Annotated in this window: 15 protein-coding genes; 9 read left to right on the top strand and 6 right to left on the bottom strand. The window is 56.9% G+C overall.

The window, feature by feature from the left end; all coding sequences use genetic code 11:
- The first annotated feature begins 23 nt into the window (after window positions 1-23).
- The 5 genes from ACR0MV_RS06270 (at window position 24) to ACR0MV_RS06250 (ending at window position 9,503) form a co-directional block, all read left to right on the top strand.
- Window positions 24-3,845 (top strand): Ig-like domain-containing protein, encoded by a 3,822-nt coding sequence (locus tag ACR0MV_RS06270; RefSeq protein ID WP_480701407.1) that lies wholly within the window; start codon window positions 24-26, stop codon window positions 3,843-3,845.
- 61 nt (window positions 3,846-3,906) lie between these two features.
- Window positions 3,907-4,716: a SapC family protein gene (locus ACR0MV_RS06265; protein ID WP_480701406.1), complete on the top strand. Its 810-nt coding sequence runs from the start codon at window positions 3,907-3,909 to the stop codon at window positions 4,714-4,716.
- Window positions 4,716-6,050: a TolC family protein gene (locus tag ACR0MV_RS06260; RefSeq protein WP_480701404.1), complete on the top strand. Its 1,335-nt coding sequence runs from the start codon at window positions 4,716-4,718 to the stop codon at window positions 6,048-6,050. The genes ACR0MV_RS06265 and ACR0MV_RS06260 overlap by 1 nt, the downstream gene beginning before the upstream one ends.
- Before the next feature lie 11 nt (window positions 6,051-6,061).
- The gene (locus tag ACR0MV_RS06255) at window positions 6,062-8,209 is read left to right on the top strand and encodes a type I secretion system permease/ATPase (protein ID WP_480701403.1); all 2,148 of its coding nucleotides are present in this window, start codon (window positions 6,062-6,064) and stop codon (window positions 8,207-8,209) included.
- On the top strand, window positions 8,193-9,503 hold the full coding sequence (locus ACR0MV_RS06250) for an HlyD family type I secretion periplasmic adaptor subunit (protein WP_480701401.1): 1,311 nt from the start codon (window positions 8,193-8,195) through the stop codon (window positions 9,501-9,503). Before ACR0MV_RS06255 ends, ACR0MV_RS06250 begins: the two co-directional genes overlap by 17 nt.
- 51 nt (window positions 9,504-9,554) lie before the next feature.
- Here the strand turns inward: ACR0MV_RS06250 and ACR0MV_RS06245 are convergent, their stop codons facing one another.
- From ACR0MV_RS06245 to ACR0MV_RS06235, 3 genes are all read right to left on the bottom strand, one after another.
- Window positions 9,555-10,253, bottom strand: a complete 699-nt coding sequence (locus tag ACR0MV_RS06245) for a response regulator transcription factor (protein ID WP_170429183.1) — start codon at window positions 10,251-10,253, stop codon at window positions 9,555-9,557.
- Window positions 10,253-12,118 (bottom strand): PAS-domain containing protein, encoded by a 1,866-nt coding sequence (locus ACR0MV_RS06240; protein ID WP_480701399.1) that lies wholly within the window; start codon window positions 12,116-12,118, stop codon window positions 10,253-10,255. The genes ACR0MV_RS06245 and ACR0MV_RS06240 overlap by 1 nt, the downstream gene beginning before the upstream one ends.
- A gap of 130 nt (window positions 12,119-12,248) precedes the next feature.
- Entirely contained in the window at window positions 12,249-13,781 is a 1,533-nt protein-coding gene (locus ACR0MV_RS06235) for a sulfatase-like hydrolase/transferase (protein WP_480701398.1), read from the bottom strand.
- 263 nt (window positions 13,782-14,044) lie between these two features.
- On the opposite strand from ACR0MV_RS06235, the gene ACR0MV_RS06230 reads away from it, so the two are divergent.
- Genes ACR0MV_RS06230 through ACR0MV_RS06215 form a run of 4 tightly spaced genes read left to right on the top strand, consistent with a single transcriptional unit; the run spans window position 14,045 to window position 17,943 of the window.
- On the top strand, window positions 14,045-15,157 hold the full coding sequence (locus ACR0MV_RS06230) for an ABC transporter permease (protein ID WP_480701397.1): 1,113 nt from the start codon (window positions 14,045-14,047) through the stop codon (window positions 15,155-15,157).
- Between the two features lies 1 nt (window position 15,158).
- Entirely contained in the window at window positions 15,159-15,974 is an 816-nt protein-coding gene (locus ACR0MV_RS06225) for an ABC transporter ATP-binding protein (RefSeq protein ID WP_480701395.1), read from the top strand.
- A 5-nt stretch (window positions 15,975-15,979) separates the two neighbouring features.
- A complete protein-coding gene (locus tag ACR0MV_RS06220; RefSeq protein WP_480701393.1) occupies window positions 15,980-17,296 on the top strand; it encodes an MlaD family protein in 1,317 nt (438 codons plus the stop codon).
- Window positions 17,293-17,943 (top strand): ABC-type transport auxiliary lipoprotein family protein, encoded by a 651-nt coding sequence (locus ACR0MV_RS06215; RefSeq protein ID WP_480701391.1) that lies wholly within the window; start codon window positions 17,293-17,295, stop codon window positions 17,941-17,943. The genes ACR0MV_RS06220 and ACR0MV_RS06215 overlap by 4 nt, the downstream gene beginning before the upstream one ends.
- Window positions 17,944-17,983: 40 nt before the next feature.
- On the opposite strand, the gene ACR0MV_RS06210 is transcribed toward ACR0MV_RS06215, so the two are convergent.
- The 3 genes from ACR0MV_RS06210 to ACR0MV_RS06200 form a co-directional block, all read right to left on the bottom strand.
- A complete protein-coding gene (locus ACR0MV_RS06210) occupies window positions 17,984-19,903 on the bottom strand; it encodes a vWA domain-containing protein (protein WP_480701390.1) in 1,920 nt (639 codons plus the stop codon).
- Entirely contained in the window at window positions 19,900-20,439 is a 540-nt protein-coding gene (locus ACR0MV_RS06205; RefSeq protein ID WP_480701867.1) for an RNA polymerase sigma factor, read from the bottom strand. Before ACR0MV_RS06205 ends, ACR0MV_RS06210 begins: the two co-directional genes overlap by 4 nt.
- Before the next feature lie 62 nt (window positions 20,440-20,501).
- On the bottom strand, window positions 20,502-22,082 hold the full coding sequence (locus ACR0MV_RS06200) for an FMN-binding glutamate synthase family protein (RefSeq protein WP_480701388.1): 1,581 nt from the start codon (window positions 22,080-22,082) through the stop codon (window positions 20,502-20,504).
- Window positions 22,083-22,266: the final 184 nt, after the last annotated feature.

The raw sequence follows: 22,266 nt of genomic DNA, 5'->3' as shown, positions 1-22,266 counted from the left end.
TGCACACCACAAATGAGGGTAAGATGACCAAAGAACACGATTCTCACGCCAAAACCGAAGCGGACGGATCAGAAGCCGGTCGCAAAGATCACATTCGCAAGTGGATCGACGGCAAAATGCGTCGTTGGGCCGGACGCGGTATTGCGGGCGGGCTTGGTTCGGCGTTGATGGCCCTGCCTGCGCTGGCACAGGCCACGATCGAAGAGCTCTACGCTTATCAGTTTGCCGAAACGATTCCCGGTGTTCGCTCCGTCAAACTTTTGAAGAACGGTGATGTCCAATTGAAGATGATCGACGGCAGCACGATGGTTGTTGCTGCCGAGAATGTTCAGGTACTGGACAGCGGTGCAATCATGATTGCCGAAAACGCGGTGGCCGAAATTGCGCAATTCAGCCTCGCCGAGGCCGGAGGAGCTGCGGCAGCGGGCGGTGGCATCAGCGGCATGGGCGCTGCCTTGGGCGGCTTGGGCTTGGCGGGCGCCGCCGCCGCAGGCGCCGGAGGTGGCGGTGGCGATGACGCAGAGTTGACCGTGCCGACGCCTGTGACACCAACCCTCAATCTTGCTCAGGTGCAATCAACTGCGTTGAGTAATTCGGGAACTGATATTGATGTCCCTAACGGCACCGAGACCGTGGAAGTCACGATTGGATCGCTGGTCAAATCAGTAGAACTCAATGCAGACGGGGATTGGAGTATTTCCCTGACGTCTGCCGAGGCCGCCAGCCTGCCGCAAGGCGTTCAGGACGTGACCGTGCGACACCTGGACAGCAACGGGCAAGAGCTATCCGCTGAAACCGTCCGATACAACATCGACACCATCCCGCCGACCCTCGCAATCTCGGGTTTCTCGGATGGTGAAGTTATGAATGCGGCGGAAATGGCCACTGATTTGGTGGTCTCAGGTACAACCGACGCAGAGAATGGCCAAACGGTCACAGTCACACTTAACGGGCAATCCTACACCGGTACAGTTGCAGACGGCCAATGGGCTGTCACCGTCCCGTCCGCCGATCTCGCAACGCTGGCTGACGGAACAACTGTGTCTGTCACGGCTGACGTATCAGATCAGGCGGGGAACCCGGCCGCACAGGTCAGCGACAGCTTTGACACCGATTTCACGGCACCAACTATTTCGTTGAACCAAGTTTCTGACGGTTCGATCGAATTGGTTGATATCCAAAGCGATCTAGAATTGAGCGGATCGACAACCGCTGCCGATGGCCAAACGATTGCGGTCGAGTTCGCTGGCCAGACCTACACCAGCACCGCGTCGGGCGGCAACTGGAGCGTGACCGTTCCGGTCGCCGATCTTGCAAAACTGTCTTCGGGCACTCCGGCTTCCGTGAAAGTTGTTGTCAGCGATTCAGCAGGGAACACGTCAGCTCCGGCAACGGCCTCCGTCCCGGTGGATTTGACCAGTCCTTCGATTGCCATTTCTCCGCTTTCCGTTGGAAGCGTTTTGAACGCGGTCGAAGTTGGATCAGACCTGACTGTCTTGGGCATATCCGCAAATGTCGAGGACGGTCAGCAGGTTACCGTGATGCTGGACGGACAAAGTTATACCGGCACTGTCTCGGGCAATAGCTGGTCGGTGACTATCCCCACTGCCGACTTGGTGTCCTTGGCAGACGGCGGATCATTTTCGATCACTGCTAACGTAGTCAACCTGGACGGGCTCGCCGCCCGTGAGGACAGCATTGCGGTTTCTAAAGATGTAACCGCCCCAACCCTCAGCATTGACGGTTTTTCCGGTGGGCCGGTTCTGAATGCCACTGAACGTGGCACAGATCTAACGATCACCGGATCGACCAACGCCGAAGACGGGCAAACCGTTTCCGTGTCCTTAAACAGTCAGACCTATACCGGTACTGTGTCAGGCGGATCATGGTCGGCAACCGTGCCTTCGGCTGCCCTTGCCGCTTTGTCTGACGGAGCGACCGTTTCCGTTACAGCTGATGTGACGGACGCAGCGGGCAACCCAGCCTCGCAGGCAAGCAGAAGTTTCAATACAGATTTTTCGGCACCCGCAATCGCGATCACGGGACTGTCCGACGGAGCTGTCTTGAACGCGGCGGAACGGGGCACAAACCTGACTGTTTCCGGAACGTCTGATGCGCCTGACGGAACCACCATCACTATTGAAATCGTTCGAGCCGACGGCACGGTAGACATCAGCAACACCACAACGGTCAACAGCGGCACGTGGTCGTTAACAGCGCCAGCTGCAAGCCTCTCTGCCCTGCAGGACGGAGAAAGCTATGACGTAAGGGCGTCCGTATCCGATGCGGCCGGCAACACCGCCACCGCGAACGGCGCATTCCAGACTGATTTCACGGCCCCAACCGTGACAATCAACGCCTTGCCAGTCGGATCGGTTCTGGACATTGCCGAGCGGGGCAACGACCTGACCATAACAGGCGCGACCTCGGCGGAAGACGTGCAAACCGTGACCGTTACGTTGGATGGGCGAGACTATACCGTCAACGCGTCATCCGGTGGATGGTCCGTCACAATCCCAGATTCCGATCTTGCTGGATTGGCAGACAGCACGAATTTCACGATCTCGGCTGCCGTAAGTGACAGCGCAGGAAACAGCGCTATTCCAGCGACAACCACACTTGCGACGGATTTCAGACCTCTACTGAACCTAAATCCTATCGGGTCGAACAACTCTGTATCTTTGAGTGATGCGCAAAGCTCGGGCGTTGTTGTGTCTGGGACGTCGGCTGGTCTGAGCGCCGGTCAATTTGTGAATGTCACGCTCAACAGCAACTCTGTCGGCTCTGCCACCGTGGCCGCCGATGGTACATGGTCACTAACCGTCCCGGCCTCAGAATTCACCGGCGTCTTGGCCGGCGACGACCTCAACTTTCAAGCACAGGCTACGGTCTCCGGTGGCCCAGACCCCTTGCCTGTATCCGATGAGGTAAACGCGAATGTCCCTTCGGCCTATGTCATAGCCGAGGCGGGTCGAAGCGGATCGATCATCACGTTCGAGATCTTTGCCGATGCCGATCGCGACATCTCGTCGGGTTTGGCGATGACTATCGAGTTGGGATTTGATCCGTCTGTGGTCACATTCAACACTGGCTCAGACTCGGGAAATGGCGCCTTTGGCCTGTATCTGTCGAATCCAGTAGGAAGCTCAGCCGTCAACTTCGCGGGTGTTGCACCAGTATATTCCGACCTGAACCAGCCCCTGGTGACGTTCACGATGACCGTTCAGGACCCAACAAAACCCATCGAGCTGACAATCACCACATCGGACGGCGGCCCATCAACCATAATCCTGGGTACGGACGGCAACGATACGCTGGTGGCCAGCGATGTGGATAGCTTTGTTCGCGGACAAGATGGTGACGATGCCATCAATGTCTCGGATGCCGGCCGAGATGTCATTGTCTTTGAAGCGGATCCGGCTACGAACGGCGTGGATACGATTACAGGCTTTGCGCTTGGGACGGCAGCGGATGCGGCGGACGCTTTGATGTTCAGTGGCCTCGATCCGGCCAGTTTGCGCGGCAATGGTACCGGAGTCGAAAACCTGAGTGTCGGGGGTACGCTGGGTGTCAACACAGGCTTTGTAGGTTTGACTACGGTCCTAGCAGACCTGTCCATGAACACTGTGGAAACGGCTGTTGAAAGCCTGATTGGCGCTCAGGCAGGGGACGAAATCTATGTCCTCGCAACAGACGGCGACAACGGGGTTCTGGTCAAAGTCGACTACTCTACTCCGACCTCGGCAACCATAGAAACAATGGCGCAATTCTCTGGCCTGGACGACCTGAGCGAGTTGAATTCGGACAACATCCTGCACACCGACCCAACCGGGGCGACGGCTTGACCACAGCTTCGACCGCCGGTTCATGCAATCGGCGGTCTCCTCAATTCAACTAGGGGTCAATATGGCACAGAATGGCCTGTATCCAGTAACTTACGATAAGTACGCCAACCGATATTGGAAGCGATTTTCGTCATTCAGTTTCGCTAGGCATCAGCACTTGTGTCCAATTGTCGAGCATGAGGTTCCACTCACCGCAGCCGCCTACCCGATGGTGTTTCGCGAAAGCGACAATTGGGTCGAGCCGGTCGCAGTCTTATCGTTGTCACCTCGTGAACCAACACCGTTTGTTTCGGGCGATGGTCGCTGGTTAGCTTCTTACATTCCATCCGTTCTAAGATGCCCCCCATTTAAAACCGAGCAGTGTACTTCGCGCTCTGAAAATCAAATGCAACTCATGGTGGACGAGACTCTTGGCCTGGTGACAGGTAGTCCGGAACACGAACCGTTCTTTGTCGCCACCGGTGAGTTAAGCCCAGAGTTAAAAAAGGTTCTCAGGTTTCTGCGTGCGCGCGAAAGCTCCGCTTTCGCAACTCGTATAACTTGCCGAACTTTGCAAAATCTCGGACTGTTCAAACCTCTGGCCGGTCATGAGGGGATCGAGCTTCCCGCTGGTACTCTCGGGGTGGATTTTCAACGGCTGAACGCGTTGTCACAACCCGAAAAACTGACGCTGCTCGAGGCCGGCGCACTTCAACTGGTCCATGCGCATCAGGTCTCGCTGTCGCATCTTGCTTGGCTCTCGATTGCCCAAAAGCAGGCAGCGCATACCTATACTCGCAAAAAATACACTGAAAATTCAGATGTTTCGCATTTTCTTTCAGCCATGGCCCATGCGCGAAACGAAGACGATTGCTTGATCGGGGAAGTGTAATGAAATTCGAGCAGAACCGCAGACGTATCTTGAAGTGGGTTACCCTGCTGTGGATCCCGACTTTGACCGCATGCGTGGCCCCACCAGACCTGTCCGCAGTCGAGCATTCCTTGTCCCAAGGCTCGGTCGGCACCGGTTCGCAGGCGGCAGCCCCGCGGTTGACGCAAAGTGACTTTGGGCAACGGATTCGCGCCGCCGTCGAAACAAACCCGAACCTCGCCCAAAGTGTCACTCAGCTGGACGTTGCTACCGCCAATAAGAGGGCGGCCGAAGGTGCTTTCTTGCCCCGTGTTTCACTCGGAATGAATGCAAGGTCACAGCGCGTGAATTCGGATATTGCAGATGTCACGCCATACCTGCGAGTGTCACAGCTGGTGTATGATGGTGGCGCCGCATCCGGGGATTTGGCAGCTGCAAAGGCGCGGGTTTTCGAAAGCCGCGGTGGCCAATTACAAACAGCCGCCTCACTGGCTCTGGCGGCTATCGAAACGTATGTTGTCGTGCTGGATCGGCGCAAGATCCTGGCGATCTCGGCCGAAAATGTCGAAGTGCACGAAGAAATTTCAAACCAGATCACCGAACGCACCGCTCAGGGTGTTGGATCAAATGCTGATGTACTCACGGCACGCTCGCGCATGGCTGACGCGCGCACTCAACTCGCTGATGCAAAAACCAGAATGGAACGCGCCGAAGCTCAGTTTCAAGAAGTATTCGGTCAGCCACCCGGTGAACTGTCCCCGCCTGTTGAGGCGCCGAAACTCACGCGAACTGATACCCAAATTGTCTTAGACAGCCCGCAAGTCCGACGCGCAAATGCAGCTTTGCTGGCGGCCCGAGCCGAGCAAACCGCTGCATTAGCTCGACGGCAGCCCGGAATTGAAATTGCGGCTTTTGCGGATCGCGATCGTAACAATGACGCAAATTTCGGGGTCGATCTGTCGTTCAATTATGAAATCGACAGCACCGGTCAACGCCGTGCCGCAATCGCAGCCGCAGAAGCGCAGGTCCGAGAAGCCGAGTTTGCCCGCGAAACGCTGATCCGCGAAATTCGAAGGGAACTGGACTTTATCCGCTCAGATCAAGATGCCGGGGCGGTTCGTCTGCAAGCAGCTCGATTGGCGGTTCAGGCAAACGCCGAAAGCGTGACTGCAGCGCGCACCCAATTCACAATCGGACGGCGCAGTCTGGTCGAAATTTTAGATGCGCAGCGGGACTACGTGAACGCGCAGCAGCGCCTCATTCTGTCAGAGCAGAGCTTTTTCCTGACCAACTACGCTGCGCTAAGCCTGACTGGCGACATTCTGGATCTCCTTGGCATATCCATCACCAACTAGGGCGCAGCACCATGACACCATCAATACCTCCGGCAGCCATGCCGCAACTCACCTCGTTGGAGACCTGCTTGCTGCATATAGCTGCGCATTTGGATCGATCTCTGACCATCGCTGCCCTACACGCCGCCCACTCCGACGCATCAGGCAAGCTGAGTGCAAGAGACATTGTAGAAGTATCGCATCACGCCGGATTGCAGGCCGGGTTTGGCGCACGAAAGCTTGCCGAGTTCGATGACGTTCTGGTTCCCGCATTGCTTCTTCTGGAAAACGAAAAGGCCATCGTTTTTCATGGCCGCACCAAAAACGGAAGGCTTTTGGTATTTGACCCAGAAGCTGGCGACGGCATCTGTGAAGTGAACGAAGCAGCCGTCCAAAAAAACTACACCGGATATGCGTTCTTGTTTCGGCGCAGCCATAAGGAAAAGCCGATGAGCGGCAAATCTCCTGCATCGGAACACTGGTTTTGGTCTGCTATGTTGGCGAACCGCTGGTTCTATGCGCAGGTCGTACTGGCTGCGGCCGTCGCCAACCTTCTGGGCCTCTCCACGTCTGTTTTCATCATGGTGGTCTACGACAGGGTGCTTCCAAACGAAGCAACCGAATCCCTTATCGCTCTGACCGTCGGAGTGGGACTGGCGCTAGGTTTTGACTTCATTCTGAAGCTCTTGCGCGCTGGCTTTATTGATCGGGCGGGGCAAAAGGCCGACCTGTTCATGGGGCGTCGCGTTTTCGACCAGCTTTTGAACCTAAAGATGAAAGCCCGCACCGGATCGACGGGCGCAATGGCTAGCACCGTCCGCGAGTTTGAAACCCTGCGGGAGTTTTTTACGTCGGCGACTTTGGTCGCTGTGGTGGATTTGCCGTTTATTGCCCTGTTCATATTCGTCATTCATATCGTTGGTGGACCGTTGGCTCTGATACCGGCACTCGCAGTTCCAATCGTTTTGTTGTCGGGTCTCGCAGTTCAGCCGCTGCTGTCGCGATTGGCTGAAAACAGCTTTGCAGATGGGCAATCAAAACAATCCGTTCTAGTCGAAACTGTTTCTGGGCTTGAGACCATCAAAACCACTTCTGCGTCTCGGCAAATGCGCGCCCGCTGGGATGACGCAATAGAACGCCAGTCTTCGCACGGCATCCGCAGCCGCACGATCACTCAGTTTGCGCTTAACCTAACTGGCTTCACGCAACAGGCAGCCCAGGTTCTGATCGTATTTTATGGCGTGTTCCTGATAGCCGACGGCCAAGCCAGTATGGGTGCGCTGATCGCTTCAGTGATGCTGACCGGACGCGCCCTGGCCCCATTGGGACAGCTTGCACAAACACTGACACGCGTGAATCAAGCGCGTGGTGCCTATCAGAACTTGAATGCTCTCATGCACGCCGAGAGCGAAAGACCGGAAGGCCGAAACTGGATTAGCCGCCCCAAGATCAACGGCCAGATTTCATTCAAAGACGTCCATTTCGCTTACCCCGAACAGCAGGATGATGCGCTGTCCGGCATCTCGTTCGATATCAAGCCCGGTGAGAAAGTGGCCATTCTGGGGTCTATCGGGTCAGGCAAAAGCACCGTGGCACGCCTGCTTTTGGGATTGTACGAGCCCAAGTCCGGCTCGGTAATGCTGGATGGGGTTGATATTCGGCAAATCGATCCTGGCGATCTGCGACACAGCGTCGGGTCGGTACTACAGGATATATGGCTTTTCTCAGGCTCTATCCGGGACAATATCGCCAGTGGCGCGATCCGACCAAGAGATCAGGACTTAATTCGTGCGGGCCGTGTGGCCGGGGTCGAGGATTTCGTGGCAAGACATCCAAGCGGCTATGACCAGCAACTGGCTGAACGAGGCGAAGGCCTGTCGGGCGGCCAGCGCCAGGCCATCGCGCTTGCCAGAGCGCTGGTTGGTCACCCCCCGGTTTTACTGTTGGATGAGCCCACCAGCGCGATGGACGTTAAAACCGAGGCTAAGGTGATCGAACGCTTGAAACAGGCGACTGCCAACACAACGATGGTCATAGTCACACACCGCACGAGCCTGTTGGCTCTTGTAGACAGGGTCATCGTAATCGAGCGCGGACGCGTTGGCGCTGATGGTCCCAAGAGCATGCTGAACCAACATGCGCGTAGTACTGGGAGGCACCTAAATGTCGCGGCATCCTGATCTAGCCTTGATGGCCCGCGAAATGCGAGGGCGATCTCCGTTGCGGGGTTCGCTCCTTTTGCTGGCGATCCTGACTTGCTTTGTTTCTGCAGGAGTATGGGCCTCTTTCGCCGAGTTGGATGACGTGACACGTGTGGACGGACGAATAGTGCCCTCGGCGGATGTACAGCTGATCGAAGCAACCGAACCCGGGGTTCTGGAATCCTTGCACGTGGCCGAAGGCCAGGTCGTCGACAAAGGCATGCTGTTGATGGAGTTTGACACCACACAGATCGACAGCCAGCTAAGTCAGGAACAGCAGCGCTCATTCGGTCTGATAGCTCGGGTTCAACGTCTTCGGGCTGAAATTGACGGCACCGATCTTACGTTCCCGGCCGACCTCGTCAAAGGCGCACCAGAAGTGGTCCGGTCTGAAACCGCGTTGTTTCGTGGCCGTCAACTGGAGTTGAACGCCGAGATCGCCATCTTGGAACGTCAGCGAGAACAGCGCCATCGAGAGTACGAGGAAGGCCTGGTCGACCAAGTGACGGCTGAAGAAACGTTAAAGATCCTGGCTGAAGAACGCGCCATTATGACTCCGTTGGTGAAACAACAGATGGAGCCCGCAACAACCCTGCTGTCCCTGCGCCGAAGCGCGGCGGAATGGGAGGGTCGTAAAATCCGCGCGGTGGCGGTGACCAACCGTTTGGAAACGGGGCTTGCAGAAATCGATGACAGGATCAAGGCCGCGCGCAGCAGGTTCCGCAGCGCTGCGTTGACCGATCTGGCAATCACAACGGCTGAACTGGCAGCGCTGCGACCAGCCTTGCCGGCCTTGCAGGACCGCGCGGATCGCGCGCTGGTTCGATCTCCGGTCAGGGGCATCGTAAACCGCATTCACCGGACCACCTTGGGCGGGTTGGCCCGCAGCGGAGAAGAACTGATTGAAATCGTTCCGTTGGACGACACGCTTTTGGTCGAAGCTTACGTGCGCCCCGGCGACATTGCCTTTTTGCACGCAGGCGAACCAGTAAAAGTGAAAATCACGGCCTATGATTTTGCGCGCTACGGGGCGCTGGACGGAGAGATCACCCGCATTGGGGCCAATACAATCACGCGTCCAGAACGCAATGACGAAGAGGTGTTTGTCGTCGAAATCCAAACGCGGCATGCCATTCTGGACGCCAATGGTGTCGCAGTTGAGATCATCCCCGGAATGATAGCCGAAGTGGACATTTTGGCGGGTAAGAAAACTGTGATGGACTATCTCCTGCAGCCGGTGATCAAGGTCAAGGACCGGGCTCTACGTGAATAACGTACGCGCCTCTCGTTCGGTGTCGGGGCGCGGATCATCGCCCGCTCCACCTCACCAGTCGACATCACCGAGGAAAATATATCCGGCACCATAGATTGTTTTGATCAACCGGGGGTTCTTTGGGTCTTCTCCTAATTTCGTCCGCAGACGCGAGATCCTGACATCCATTGCGCGGTCAAAACTTTCGCCTGCAGCACCCCCCAAAGCTTCTTGCATTTGCGCACGGCTGATCAAACGCTTAGGGCTTTCCAAAAACAACCTCAACACTTCGCCTTCGGCATGGCTGAACGGGGTTTCTGCCCCTGAACTGTCTTCAAGAATGTAGCGGTCGAAATAGGCGGTCCAACCATTGAAACGCGCCACATCCGACTGTGCGGCCTGCACCCTTGGTGATCGCAATCGGGCGCGGACGCGCGCCACAACCTCGACCGGATCGAACGGCTTGGTGATGTAATCATCCGCCCCAAGCTCCAAACCGGTAACGCGGTCTTGTACCTGAGCGCGGCCGGATATGATAATGACCGCCGCGCCTTGCTCGAGCGCCAGCCTGTGAACCAGTGCCAACCCGTCGGTATCCGGCAGAGACAAATCCACGAGGCACACATCCGGTGTGACGCGTTTCAGCGAAGCTTCAAATTCCCGCGCGCGGGAAAAGCTCTGGGTTCGGAAACCGGCATCCTCAAGCGCATCGGTCAGAATACGCCGAATTTCGGGTTCATCATCGACGATGGTCACCAGTGGTTGAGTCATCAGGCGGCCTCGTCTTGGATCAGGGCGGACAGCTGCGCCCGCGTGAATGGTTTGCGAAGCACTGGCGCGCGTTGCAGCGCCGCGCGATGCAGCGGATCAGAATATGGCAAGGATGTCATCAGAATACAGGGCAATGCAGGATCAAGCTTCGCCAGCAGGTCCAGGCCGGTTTCTTGCCCCTCAAGCCTGATATCGGAAAGTACAAGGGCAATGTCCCTGACATCCTTTGTCAGGACGAGCGCCTCGTCAAACGAGGTCGCTTCAATCACTGCAAATCCAAGCTCGACCAACATATCCCGAAACTGGCTGCGCAGGTCGTCGCTGTCTTCGACCAACAAAACCAATCCGTCCTGAACCGGAGGGGCCGGCCGGTACGGCAAGCGCAGCACAACAGATGCGCCGGAGGGTGTGTTCCGCAAGCTCAGATCGCCGCCAGCCAATTTGACGGTGTCATAGACCATCGGAAGTCCCAAGCCTGACCCTTTGTCGCCCTTGGTTGTAAAGAACGGGTTCAGTGCCTTTTCCAGTGCCTCTTGCGAAAACCCGGGGCCGGTGTCCGACACAGCGATTTCGATCCAGATCTCGCCAATGGTGTGAGCACTGATTGTGATCTGCCCGGATTCTCCGCAGGCGTCACGCGCGTTCAGCACCAAATTGAGCAGCGCATCCTGAACCATCCCGGGATCCAGCATAAGCGCTTTGTCTGGCAGCGTGTTGACCACGGACAAACCGACGCCGCGCGGCAACGAAGGCGATGCCAGAATACGCAAATCCTCCAACAAACCGCGCATGTCTGTCGCTTTGGGTTGCGGGGTTCGGTTTCCGGTCATGTCGGCAATTCGATTCAGCAACTGCCCGCCCCGTCGGGCCGTTTGTTGGGTTGCGGCAACCAACTCTCGGGCGTCCTCGGACAATCCCATTTTTTCCAGACGGGATTGCATGCCCAGAATAATGGTCAACAGGTTCGAAAAATCATGCGCAAGACCGTTCGTCATCTGCGCAGCCATCGCCCTGCGGCGGGTCTGTTGCAGAGCGACCCGAGCCTGGGTTTCTTCGGTGATGTCAACGGACATCACGTAAACGCCGCCTTCGCCGTCGGGTGTAAACGACACTCGGATACGTCTTGAGTCCTGATCTTCCGTAAACTCAAACACCGATACCTCACCTCCATAGGCTTTATGCAAGTGAGTTTCGACGCGGTTATAGGCCACAGAACCCAAGGCCTGCGAGATATGCATTCCCAATATCTCAGACGGACGACCCGGCATTACGGAGTTAAGCCGTCGATTGGAATAGTCATACCGGCCCTCAGAATCCAGATGGGCGATATGGGCCGGCATCATCTCGGTCGTCATGCGAGTGCGCGCTTCGATTTCGGTCAGTTGGCGTTTGGCCTCTTCCAGCGCCGCATTGGTCGCCGCCAATTTGCGGTTCGCAGCCGAAAGTTCTTCGGCCCTGCCGAGCAATTGGTCCGACAATTCTTCTGAACGGGCACGCAACAGAGCTTCGGCCTGTTTCGTGTCAGTGATGTCTGTATAGACCGCCACCCAACCGCCTTTGGGCAAAGGCGCGCCCTCGACGGAAATGACCTGACCATTGGCACGCACGCGTTCGATGTAATGAGGTTCAAAAGCGAGCGCCTGTTTGACCCGCAGATCGACGACCTCTTCAATATCTTCGACCTCGCCGTAGTCGCCGATCGACGCCAAATATCTGATCGTATCGCTGAACAAGGCACCGGGCTGCACAAGATGGTCCGGCAGGTCGAACATTGTCTGAAACGGTCGATTGCTGACCACCAGCCGCAACTGGCTATCATAGATAGACAGCGCCTGCCCGATCAGGTTCAGACCGGCTGTTGTCATGGACTTGATCTGTTGTTCGGTTATTTCCAAGTTCACCCTCTCCGCGACATATGCGTAACACCTGATCTGTTTCAGGTGTAGGGGGCAAGCGCGCGACACTTTGGGGTCGCGCACTGGCTGCGCAGGGCAATCAATACCGGGATTTTGTCTTTGGACCTTCGGCTGTGATGGAGTCCAACGACAGGGTATGATCCATATTTTGCATCCGGTGCCGCAACATTTGTCGACTTAGTCGCGTCAAATCCGCCAGACATTCTGGATCCCCGGCAACATTCTGCAATTCGCCGTCTTTACGGTGATCGAACAATATCGGCGGAAGGTCCGCCGCGAACTCGACCAGAGTGAAACGGTCGTCCCGCAGAATGCCCAGACAAGAGTCGCTGTTGCCCGTGCCCAACTCTTGCTGCCACAGGGTCGGCTGCTCGGGCTCTGCGAAATCCAATTCGCTGAAAGTATAGGTCCGCCAATCCTCGGGCGGCTGCCCGTGCAGCAGTGGCAACAAGGATCTACCGTCCATTGCGTTCGGGATGGATTGGCCGATCCAGTCCAAGATCGTCGGCGTGATATCCACGGATTCCGTCGGCTCCGAGACCACCGCCCCAGCCCGCGTTTTATTGCCCGGCATGCGGATCATCAAAGGGGTTTGATATGCGGCATCATAGACCGTCATTTTACCCCAACCGTGCCGGTCGCCCAGCATTTCACCGTGATCTGCGGTGATCACGACCAACGTTTCTTCGTACTGACCACTGTCCTTCAGAAACTGGATAACACGGCCAATATGGTGGTCGACCTCGGTCGCGAGCCCCAAATAAACAGCGCGCAAAGTCTGGACATTTTCAACTGTGGGTTCAACTGCGTCAAAACCCAGAACAAAATCGCCGATCGTCGAGTTGTCGATTGCAGGGCCAAAGAACGGGTGCATCGCCCGCTCGTCCGCCGGGCTGACCAAGCTGGCGGGCTGGGGCAGCGTCGTCGGGTCATACATAGCGTTATACGGTGCCGGCGCGACCAGTGGCGGATGGGGCCGGATGTATGTCAGATGCGCGAACCAACCTTCGCCGACACGCGGGGCAATATTGCTTAAAAACACATCGGTCAAAAAGGCTGTGTCGCTGTCTTCAGCGCGGTAGAGCGCCGGATCGTTCAACCGTGGTTTTCTGCCATCAGGCGACACCGGCTTGTGAACGTCCCAGTAATCATCAAACGTGTACCCTTTTTCCATCAGGTACGCCCGCCAAGGATAGGATTCCTCTAACCGCATCTCGAGGATTTCCTCAAAACCAGCCATTGGCCGTTCATAGGACTTCAGGATCGGATCGTTGTGGTCGTGCGCGCGGGGATCAGCCGAAGTGTCCGTATAGCCGAACAGCATTGGAAGATACCCCGCCTTGCGCATTTCTGTCGCGAGGTTCGGCGTATCGTGCCGCAGCGGCGTTCCATTGCGTACCGAGCGATGGTTCATCGCATATTGCCCCGTCAGGATCGACGCCCGCGACGGGCCACAAGGGTTAGTCACCGAGTAGTGGCGATCAAAAGTCACTGCCTCGTCCATGAAAGCACGCAGATTTGGCAATTCGACATGGGCTGCCAACGCGCCGTTCAAACAATCCGCACGCAACTGATCTATGATAATGAACAGGACATTCTTGGTGTCCGGCATGTCGCTCTCCCTGATTCCACCGATTTGGTGCAGGGCGAACTCTGTAGCGGATCAAAAGGCCCGGCAACTACTTAGTCGCGCGCCACCACTTTATTGCTTGGTCACTCGAACCGGGATTGTTTTGAAGACTGAGGCTCATCAGGGAAATTTTGTCTCAGTTATTGTCACCCCAACGCTATTGCCCGCGACATTTACGGGATCCATCGCAAAAACCCGTTGCAGGTCAAAGCCCTTTGACATCACATACGCCCATGACACAGCCAATGATACAGTCGGACCAGAACGCCAATGGCGTTTACGTGCGGGTCTCGGGTGATCTGCTGACGCAGTCATTGGATAGGGTGGAAAGCGCGTTTGCAAGGTTTCGCGCGGATGGTGCAACTCTGACCGTCGATATGTCGCAAATTGGTGCCTTGGACACGGGCGGAGCTTGGTTGATTGCCGACCTAGCGCGCCGTGCCCGAGCCAATGGTGCAACTGTGCAGTACGAAGGGGTGAAACCCGCGCATTCCGCATTGCTGGAAACTGTTGCGGAAAACATTCCGGATGACCCCGGTGTAGAAACCGAAAACCGCAATTTCACTGATTGGGTCGCGAGTGTGGGCGAGCGTACGGTGCAGGCTGGCAAGGACGGCCTGTCACTGTTGAATTTATTTGGTCTGACATTGCACCGTCTGGCCCGCACCGTTGTGATGCCGCGCCGGTTGCGCAAGGCCGCCCTGGTTTCGCAGATGGAAGAAACCGGGTTCAAAGCCATCCCCATCGTTGCCCTGATGGGATTTCTGATTGGTGTCGTGCTAGCGTTTCAGGGGGCAACCCAGCTGAAACAGTTCGGGGCCGAGATATTCGTGGTCGAGTTGATCTCGATCTCTGTTCTGCGCGAGCTGGGTATTCTGCTGACCGCGATCATCGTTGCAGGTCGATCTGGTTCAGCCTTTACGGCGGCCATCGGTTCGATGAAGGTCCAGGAAGAGATCGATGCGATGCGGACGCTTGGATTGGACCCGGTCGAAGTGCTTGTGATCCCGCGAGTTGTGGCCCTTTTGATCATGCTGCCGATCCTTGGGTTTGTTGCCGATATCGCCGCCCTGTTCGGCGGAGGATTAATGAGCTGGATCGACCTCGGCGTCAGTCCCGGAATGTTCATCACCCGGCTGAAAGAGAACACGGGCATCTGGCACTTTGCCATTGGCATGATCAAAGCCCCCTTCTTTGCCTTGGTTATTGGCGTGATCGCCTGCTGGCAGGCGATGCAGGTCAAGGGGTCGGCGCAAAGTGTCGGGCAGCGAACGACTGCCTCCGTGGTACAATCCATTTTCCTGGTCATCGCGCTGGACGCGCTGTTTTCGATCTTCTTCTCGGTGTTGGGGGTCTGACATGGACGGCACGACACTTGAGCAGACTTCAAAGTCGGACGCACAGCGCGAGGCAGTGATCCGCGTGAGGGGCCTGACAAACCAGTTCGGACCACAAGTGGTGCATCAGGACCTGAACCTGGATGTATGGCGTGGCGAAGTGCTGGGCATCGTTGGCGGGTCGGGAACCGGGAAATCCGTACTGCTCCGCACGATTGTCGGCCTGAACAAACCAGCCGCCGGCAGTATCGAGGTTCTGGGCGTTGATGTTCTGAATGGCCCCGAAGAAGAGCGCCGCCGAATCGAACGCCGTTGGGGCGTCGCCTTTCAGGACGGAGCGTTATTCTCGTCACTGACAGTTTTGCAGAACGTAATGGCGCCGCTGCGCGAGCATACGGGGCTCAGCGAAAGCCTGATGTGCGCGCTTGGCAACCTGAAGATCAGCCTTGTTGGCCTGCCGCAACTCAGTTGCGGGAAACTTCCGTCCGAATTGTCCGGAGGGATGCGCAAGCGCGCCGCCTTGGCCCGCGCCTTGGCGTTAGACCCCGAGATCGTGTTCTTGGATGAACCCACCGCTGGTCTCGACCCGATCGGAGCCGCCGCCTATGACGAATTGATCGGCGAATTGCAGCATGCTCTGGGCTTGACCGTGTTTATGGTCACACATGACCTCGATAGCCTTTACGCCATTTGCGATAGGGTCGCAGTTCTCGCAGAAAAACACGTGCTGGTTGAAGGTCCGATTGAAGAAATGACCAAAGTCGACCATCCTTGGGTGCAGGAATATTTCACCGGCCCCCGGGCCCGCGCGGCGCAAGAGAAGGGGCAGGACAGGTAAAGGCTATGGAGACCCGAGCAAACTATATCCTGATCGGTGCGTTCACCATTGCGGGCATCCTTGGTGCCCTGGGCTTTTTCCTATGGCTGGCCAAGTTCGAGGTGTCGCGGCAATACGCCTATTACGATGTTCTGTTTGACAACGTATCCGGCCTGTCTGCAGCGGGTGGGGTGAGCTTCAATGGTCTGCCTGTAGGTCAGGTGATTTCTTTGAACCTAGACGATGATGATCCGTCAAAAGTTCGGGTCAGGTTAGAGGTCGACGCTGACATCCCGGTCACCGAAGAAACCATTGCGCAGCTCCAGTCTCTGGGTGTCACCGGTGTCAGTTATGTGGAATTGACAGGTGGCAAAAGCGGCGACCGGCGCTTGCCGGAAAACAGCGTCATTAAGAGCAAGCGCAGCGCTATTCAATCCCTGTTTGAAGGCGCCCCCAAGGTACTTGATGAGGCGGTCACCCTGCTTGAAAGCCTGAATCAGGTCGTTGACGACAAAAATCGCCAATCTGTTAGCGAAATTCTGGACAATCTCGCCTCGGCGTCTGGAAGACTGGATAAGACGCTGTCGGACTTTGAAAGCCTTTCGACCGATCTGGGCGGTGCAGCGCGGCAACTGGGCGACTTTACAACCCGGCTTGAAACCCTGGCCGATACGGCTGAGACGACCCTTACGACGGGCACCGAGACACTCAAAAGCGTGCAAACTGCATCTGAGTCCGCGACCGCGGCCTTGGACAGCGCCAAGACCACCATTGAGACGGCGGACGAGGTTATTCGTGACGATGTGAAGCCGTTTATCGAACGGGCTTCCACACTGGCCGAACGTCTGACTGGTCTATCCGATGAAGGCAGCGTTGCCCTGGCAACGGCCACAGAAACGTTTCTGAATGCGAACAAGACGCTCGGCTCGGTGTCGGCGGCGATGGACACTGCAAACAGCACCTTGGCATCCGCAGAACGTGCGTTCGACTCGGCCAACGACGTAATCAACAATGATGTCGGCGCAGTCATGGACGACATCCGCAATGCTGCCAATCAAATCGCGACGACAGTGTCTAACGTGACTGAGAAACTGGACGCCATCTCGACCGATATCCTTAGCGCGTCACGGTCCGCATCCGATCTGATCGGGACCATCGATGGCATCGTTCAGGACAACCGGCGGCAACTGTCCGACTTCCTGCGCGTTGGACTTCCTCAGTTCACGCGATTTGTTGAAGAGTCACAGCGGCTGGTCATCAGCCTGGATCGGCTGGTCGACAAGTTGGAACGCGACCCGGCACGCTTTTTGCTGGGAACCCAAGCATCGGAGTTTCGCCAATGATCAGGCTGTTTCTATTGGTTCTGGCGTTGGTGTCGCTGGGTGCATGCACGGGTCTGGGCACTCTGCGTCAAGCATCTAAGCCCAACGATTTATATCTTTTGACCCCCAAAAGTACGTTTTCGTCGTCCTTGCCGCGAATTCAAAAACAGATCGTTGTACAGGAGCCGACCGCGACCGCCGCAGTCAACACCGATCAGATCGCTATTCAGCCAACGCCGCTGCAGGTGCAGTATCTGCCGCGCGCCCGTTGGGTAGACCGGGCCCCCCTGATCGTTCAGGCGCTTCTTGTCGAAAGCTATGAGAATAGTGGCAAGGTTGCGGCCGTCGGACGCTCGACCGTTGGCTTGCGGGCCGACTATGTCATTGTACCCGATCTACGGGAATTTCAGGGCCTTGTTGTCGCGGGGGCTGACGGATCCTCGGCCATTCGCGTCGAAGTTCGCATGAACATCAAGATCATTGATGAGTTCGAAGACAAGATCATCGCCTCAGACTCGTTCCGCGAATATGTCGTCGCAGCCAGCGATAAGACCCCGGATCTTGTGAGAGCCTTTGACGAGGCTTTGGGAAAAACCATGCGAGATGCTGTTGAATGGAGCGTGCGCAGGATCAATTCCCACGCGGCCAATACCCAGAGGTCATTTTGACAGCGGGGCGCTGCGCGACACCTCACCCCGCCGACGGGTCTCATTGCGAAAGCGTTTCAGCCAACCGCATCAAAGTGACTGCTTCGGCGCGATAGCCGAATGGGTCTTCGCCTCGCGTCGCGTTTGCCAGGGCAATTGCGTCCTCGTATGTCCAGTCATTCAGATATGTGCCACCGCGCAATAGCTGCCCGAATCCCGCAATCGCATACGCAAAACGCACGTCGTTAGAAGCGTCGCCTTGCGCTGAGAAAATGGGCTGTTCGATCAGTTGGCTATTGTCTGACCCAGGCGTTTTGTAGCGCAGCTTGAAAAACCCGATCTCATCCGATCCGTCCCCCACCTTTTGCGAGCCATAGCGCAAGGGATCATTGCGGATCGCATCAGAGCCGACCGGGGTGACTTCGTAAATCGCCGTCACCGTATGACCCGCGCCAATGTCCCCCGCATCCACCTTGTCATTGGCAAAGTCTTCGCGGCGCAGGGCGCGGGTTTCATAGCCGATCAAGCGGTATTCGGCGATTTGCGACGGGTTAAACTCGACCTGTATCTTGACGTCATTCGCAATCGGAAACAAAGCACCAGTCAATTGATCGACCAAGACTTTACGCGCTTCGCTCAACGTATCGATATAGGCGGCCTGCCCATTCCCGTTCTGAGCCAAAGCCTGCATTGTGGCGTCATCGAGGTTGCCCCGCCCAAAGCCCAGAACGCTCAGGAATTTGCCGCTGTCCCGTTTGCGCGCAATATAGTCTTTGAGCGCATCTGGGTCAGACAGCCCAACGTTGAAATCACCGTCCGTGGCCAGAATAACGCGCGTGACTTCTCCGTCTGCAGCCATGCTTTCAGCCACATGATAGGCCTGCTGCAACCCAGCTTGCCCGGCGGTCGCCCCCCCTGCTGCTAGCTGGTCGAGCGCACCAAAAATCTTGTCGCGTTCTGATGCGGCCGTCGGCTCCAAAATCTGACCTGCGCTGCCAGCGTAGGTCACGATCGAAACCTGATCTTCCGGCCTTAGTTCAGACAGCAAAAGTCGGAAGGACTGTTTAAGCAGAGGCAGCTTGTTTTCATCTTGCATGGATCCGGATGTGTCGATCAGGAAGACGAGGTTTAAAGGCGGTCGATCCTCGAGCTGCGGCAAGGCCCCTTGTACACCGATGTGAACAAGCTGCGTGCCGTCATTCCATGGCGTCGGCGTCACAGTGATCGTGGGTCGAAAGGGCGCGTCCCCTTCTGGTGCGGGATAGGAATACGGAAAATAGTTCACCATCTCCTCGACCCGGACGGCCTCGTTTGGCGGCAGTTGACCGCGCATCAGAGACGACCGGACAATCGCATAGGACGCCGTATCAACGTCGATCGAGAAGGTGGACACAGGCTCTTCGCTGGTAACTTTAAGAGGATTGGTTTCAGCGTTGGCAAAAGCCTCGGTGTCAGGTTCGGGGACAACGCCGATCTCTGGCCGCACCCGAGCCACGGCGACTTCGTCCGACATCGCGCGCAAACCCACGCTGCTTTCTGCCATGCCACCCGCTATGCCGAATTGGGGCGCTGCGACCTTGGACTGGGCGGGTGCGGCGCTTTCTTCGACAATCACCGGGGCTTCGACAAGGGGCTCTGCAAGATCGGCCTCGGGTGCGGTAACGCGGCTTTCGCTGCGCGATTGCGGACTTATGGCGATGTCTCGGGCCTGTGGGACGATCATGATCAGCGCAACTGCGGCGATCGCAGTCGTGGCGGTCAAGGCACCGCGATGTGACAAAGCATTCAACATGGATTTGGCTCCTTCTGTTACGCGGACCAAAAGGCCCCGCTTAACAGTCAGACGCATTCCGGCTGGTGATCCTTGGGCCCGTGCGAAGTTTTTCTGAGCCTGTTCCAGATTCGCGGCCCGCCGCTCGGCATCCGGCGCCGGGGTCGCCGCATCCATCAGGGTTTTGAAGTCCTCGAGATCATCGGTCATTGTGCCAATTCCTCTTGTCGCAGGGCCCGCAGGCGTTTGCGGATATCGGACATCCGCCAGGACACAGTGCCTTCGGACACCCCCAAAACTGTGGCAGCTTCGGCATGGGTCATCTCGTCCTCAAGCGTAAGCGCCAGAGTGTCCTGTAACTCCGGCGGCAGACTGCGCATGGCGCGCTGCAACCAATCCAGCGCTTCGGCCGCGTCTGCAGCTTCGGCGCGCCGCATCTGTTCGACATCGCCCCAGCCTGAGGCGGCGCGACTGTAGCTCGCTTTGCGTCGTCGCGCATCTTCGGCGGCATTGACCACAACTCGATACAGCCAGGTCGTGAACTTTGCCTGAGCTCGGAATCCAAGGATTTTGCCAGGCAACGCCGCGCAGATGTCTTGGGTCAGATCCTCGGCCTGATCCGCCCGTCCTGTCAGACGAAACGCCAGACGATAGATCCGATCGTAGTGGCGCTGCAAAAGGGTGGAAAACGCGTCAGCGTCCCCTTCTGCAGCGGCTTTGGCCAGGTCTTCATCCGATGTTGTTATGCGCATCACGATGGGTATGACGGATCGGAAACGTCAATCCTTGGCGGCAGCTTCAAAAAAAATCAGAAGTGATTGGCCGAGGCCAGTTTCCAGTCCGCAGCAAACTCGGTCGGGACATTATCTGTCAGCAATATCCCGTCTTCGATGAAGGTATAAAGTTCGGCGTACGACCGTTCCCGTTCATCCGCAGTACGGCGGCGAATATCGCCTGGTCGCAGATCGGAAACCTTCTCTTTGCCCATCGCACCCAAGAGTTCGCGGAAGCTTTCCAAGGTCGCATCATGAAAACGGTGAACGCGCTGACGTTTTTGCGGAACGTTAACCGCCCTGCCCCGGATTGGGTCCTGAGTGGCAACACCGGATGGGCAACGGTTCGTGTTGCAATGCAGCGCCTGAATACAGCCCACAGCGAACATCATTGCACGGGCCGCGTTGCACATGTCAGCGCCCAGGGCGAATTTTTCGACCATGTCGTAGCCGGTCGCCACCTTGCCCGAACAGATAATGCGGATCTTGTCGCGCAGCCCGACACCGCGCAGGCAGTTGTTCACAAAAATCAGCGCCTCGTTCAGCGGCATACCCAGTCGGTTGGTAAATTCGACCGGCGCCGCACCAGTGCCGCCCTCTGAACCATCAATTGTGATGAAATCCGGCAGAATGCCCGTTTCCAGCATCGCTTTGCAAATCGCCATAAACTCGGACGGGCGACCTATGCAAAGCTTGAAACCGATGGGCTTGCCACCTGACATCTCCCGCAGGTGCTGCACAAAGTGCATCAGGCCCGCCGGTCCTTCGAAGGCCGAATGTATCGGCGGGGAAATAACGTCCTGATGATCGGGTACACCCCGTATCTCGGCGATTTCCTTGTCTACTTTCGCCGCGGGCAAAACCCCGCCATGCGAGGGCTTGGCCCCCTGAGACAGTTTGATCTCAATTGCTTTGACGACTTCATTCTTGGCTTTCTCCGCGAACTTGTCCTTGTCGAAACCGCCTTCGGGCGTGCGACACCCGAAATAGCCAGTACCAATCTGCCAGATAATGTCCCCACCTTCGGCAAGGTGATGTGGGGACAGCCCGCCTTCACCGGTGTTATGGGCAAAACCACCATCCTTGGCCCCGCCGTTCAGTGCCCGGATCGCGTTGGCGCTGAGTGCACCAAAACTCATCGCTGACACGTTTAATCGCGACGCGCTGTAAGGCTGCAAGCATTGCGGGCCACCCAGCATCACACGTTCTTCGCTTTCGTCCACATGCTTGGGTGCCAGCGAGTGGTTGGCCCGGTGATAACCGACCGTCATGATGTCGTACTGGGTGCCGAAGGCCTGCGTATCCACCTGCCCTTTGGCACGCGAATAGACAAGGGAACGTACGATCCGGTTGAACGGACGGCCGCTTTCGTTCGTTTCCACAAAATACTGGCGGATTTCCGGGCTGACGAATTCCAGCATGTAGCGGAAATGTCCCAGAACCGGGTAGTTGTTCAGCACGTTGTGCTTGGTTGTCAGCATGTCATACAGGCCGATCAGGGCGTACGGGACAAGCAGCACCAACAACCAATGGGCAGGTGGCCAGTAGAAGCCCCACAGCAAGGTCAGCGGCAGACACACATAGGTCAGGACATAGTAGAGTCTGCGTACAATCATTCGTACTCTCCCGGAATGGCTTGGTTTCTGGTCGGCTGTAGCGGGCGCGTCATGTGCCAAAACTGGGGCAAATCGGCTTTGAATTGCAAGCCTTTGCGGACACGCTCACGCAAACGGGCGAACATGTGAATTCCGCCACTCAATTCACCAGCGGTTGATCCGCATATCGTCTGCCATTATGCCC

The organism is Ruegeria sp. BC3 (assembly GCF_056539265.1).
This window is presented reverse-complemented; position numbering and strand designations above follow the sequence as displayed.